Source organism: Planosporangium thailandense, assembly GCF_011947195.1.
Taxonomy (GTDB): domain Bacteria; phylum Actinomycetota; class Actinomycetes; order Mycobacteriales; family Micromonosporaceae; genus Planosporangium; species Planosporangium thailandense.
The window spans coordinates 1-3,342 of sequence record NZ_JAATVY010000063.1; the positions used below are offsets into that span (position 1 = coordinate 1).

The 3,342-nt window shown below is 72.2% G+C and carries 1 protein-coding gene; it reads left to right on the forward strand.

The genetic code is table 11. The features are described 5' to 3' along the window. Positions 1-3,342 (forward strand): non-ribosomal peptide synthetase (locus tag HC031_RS32085; protein WP_167929216.1); only part of this gene is annotated, 3,342 nt, incomplete at both ends.

Sequence of the window (3,342 nt, forward strand, 5' to 3'; positions counted from 1 at the left end):
TGTCGCGTTCCTCCTGCGTGACGCGGCGGCTGCCGTGGCGGTGACCACCGGTGATGCGCTGGACCGGCTGCCGACGGACGTGGCCACCGTGGTGCTCGATGCCCCGGAGACGCGGGCGGCGTTGGCGGCGCAGCCCGACGGCGACCTGGGCGGCGGGCCGGCGCCGGACGGCGCCGCGTACGTGATCTACACGTCGGGGTCGACCGGGATGCCGAAGGGGGTGCTGGTCGAGCATCGCAGCCTGGTGAATCTGCTGGTCAACCACCGCGGCGACTTCCTGGCGGCCGCCGGTGGCGGCCGGCTGCGGGCGGCGTTGACGGCGGCGTTCTCGTTCGACACCTCGCTGGAGGGACTGGTGCTGCTGGCCTGCGGCCACGAGCTGCACGTCATCGACGGGCAGCTGCGGCTGGATCCGCCGGCCCTGGTCGACTACATCGCCACTCACCGGATCGATTTCCTGGATCTCACTCCGTCGTACCTGCAGCAACTGCTGCCGGAGGGACTGCTGGCCGAGGGCCGGCATCGTCCGAAGTTGGTGATGCTGGGCGGCGAAGCGCTCGGGGCGAGCCTCTGGGAGGAGCTGGCCGCGACCCCCGATGTCACGGCCTACAACCTGTACGGTCCGACCGAGTGCACGGTCGACGCGCTGTCGTGCCGGGTCACCCCGGACAGCCGGCCGATGGTGGGTCGGCCGCTGGTGAACCTGCGCGCGTATGTGCTCGACGCGCGGTTGGCGCCGGTGCCGGTCGGGGTGGCCGGCGAGCTGTACCTGGCCGGTCCGCAGGTGGCGCGCGGTTACCTGGGTCGGCCGGGGCTGACCGCGCAGCGGTTTGTCGCCGATCCGTTCAGCGGGTGTGGGGAGCGGATGTACCGCACCGGGGATCTGGTGCGGTGGACCGCCGACGGGGTGCTGGAGTACCTGGGCCGTACCGACGAGCAGGTCAAGATCCGCGGGTACCGCATCGAGCCGGGTGAGATCGAGGCGGTCCTGCTGGGCCACCCCGCCATCGCCGAGGCGGCCGTCGTCGCCCGCGACGACGGCGGACACCAGCGCCTCGTCGCCTACGTCGTACCCGCACCCGGACAGTGGATACCGTCCGCGAGCGTGCTGCGCGAACTGCTCGGCGGCAGCCTGCCCGACTACATGATCCCGACGGCGTTCGTGACGCTCGCCGCGCTGCCGCTCACCACCAGCGGCAAGCTGGACCGGCGGGCGCTGCCCGCGCCCGACCTGACCAGCATCGACCCGGGCGGTTACGTCGCACCTCGCACCGACGTCGAACGGGTCGTCGCGAACATCTGGGCCGAGGTGCTGGGCGTCGAGCGGGTCGGGGTCACCGACAACTTCTTCGCCCTCGGCGGCGACTCGATCCTGAGCATCCGCGTGATCGCCCGCCTGCGCGGCGAGTTCGGCGTCGCGCTGTCCCCGCGCGTGCTGTTCACCGCCCCGACGGTTGCCGAACTCGCCGACGCCGTCGAGGCCGACACCGGGAGCGCCGAGCCGACGCCGGGCATCCCGGTCGCGCCCCGGGACCGGCCGCTGCCGCTGTCGTTCGCCCAGCAGCGGCTGTGGTTCCTCCACCAGCTCGACCCCGACGGTACGGAGTACGTGTCGCCGTCGGCGGCGAGGCTGCGGGGGCGACTCGACGTCGAGGCCCTGCGCGCGGCGCTGACCGCCCTGGTCGCCCGCCACGAGTCGCTGCGCACTACCTTCGACTCCGTCGACGGCCGCGCGGTGCAGCGCATTCACCCGGCCGCGGACGTACCGCTGCCCGTGCTCGACCTGTCCGGGCTGTCCGCCGACGACCGCGAGACCGAGCTGAGGGCGGTCCTGGCGCAGGACGCGACGACGCCGTTCGACCTGCGTCGCGGGCCGCTGGTACGGCCGCAGCTGGTACGGCTCGCCGCCGACGACCACGTCCTGCTGTTCACGATGCACCACATCGTCACCGACGGCTGGTCGACCGGCATCGTCACGGCCGAGCTGAGCGCGCTGTACGCCGCGGCCGTCGAGGGCGACGAGGCGAAGCTCGAGCCGCTGCCGATCCAGTACGCCGACTACGCCGTCTGGCAGCGCGAACGCCTGACCGATGCCGTGCTCGCCGACGAGCTGCGGTACTGGACGAACACGCTGTCCGAGGTTCCGCGTCTGGAGCTGCCCACCGACCGGCCGCGTCCGGCCGTGCGCACCTCCGCCGGTGGCAGCTACGAGTTCGAGATCCCGGCCGACGTCACCGCGGGCCTCAAGGAGCTGGGCCTGCGCTGCGACGCCACCCTGTTCATGACCCTCACGGCGACCTGCCAGCTGTTGCTGCAGCGGTGGTCCGGGCAGGACGACATCGCGGTGGGGACGGTCGTCTCCGGCCGCGGCCAGGCCGAGCTGGACGGGTTGGTGGGGTTCTTCGTCAACACCCTGGTGCTCCGGTCCACCGTGGACAGGACGCGCACGGTCCGGGAGTTCCTGGCCGAGGTGCGCGAGACCGTACTCGATGCCGTCGCCCATCAGGAGGTGCCGTTCGAGCGGGTCGTCGACGAGCTTCAGCTCGCCCGCGACCCCGGCCGCAACCCGCTGTACGACGTGATGCTGGTGCTGCAGAACGCCCCCGGTCAGGCCCCGAAGCTGCCGGGCCTGGAGATCGAGGACGTCGAATCACCGGTCGCCGTGGCCGCCTGCGACATCACGCTGGAGTTCCAGGAGCGCGACGGCGCGCTCCTGGGCGCGCTGGTCTACAGCACCGACCTGTTCGACGCGGCCACCATGGAGCGGTTCGTGGGGCACCTGCTCATCCTGCTCCAGGGCATCGTTGCCGACCCCGACCGCGCGCTGGCCGAGCTTCCCGTGCTGACCGAACCGGAACGGCGCCGGCTGCTGGTCGAGTGGAACGACACGGCCTGTGCGGTGCCCGAGGGTTCGGTGGCCGATCTGTTCGCCGCGCAGGTGCGCCGTACGCCGGATGCGGTGGCGGTGGTCTGTGGTGGGGTGGAGCTGAGCTATGCGGAGCTGGCGGGGCGGGCCAATCGGCTGGCGCACCGGCTGATCCGGCTCGGGATACGTCCGGAGGATCGGGTTGGGGTCCTGATGGATCGTTCGGTGGATCTGGTCGTGGCGGAGCTGGCGGTTCTCAAGGCGGGCGGGGCGTATGCGCCGTTGGATGTGCGGGCGCCGGCGGACCGGATGCGGTTGGTACTGGGTGAGGCGCGGGCCGCGGTCGTGTTGACCGATCGGGCGTGGGAGGTGACCGCCCGCGGGATCCACGACGGTCACGTGGTTGTCGTGGACGCTGACGGGTCGCTGGTGCGGGAGCCGGCCGACCGGCCGCGCATGGCCATCGACCCCGACCG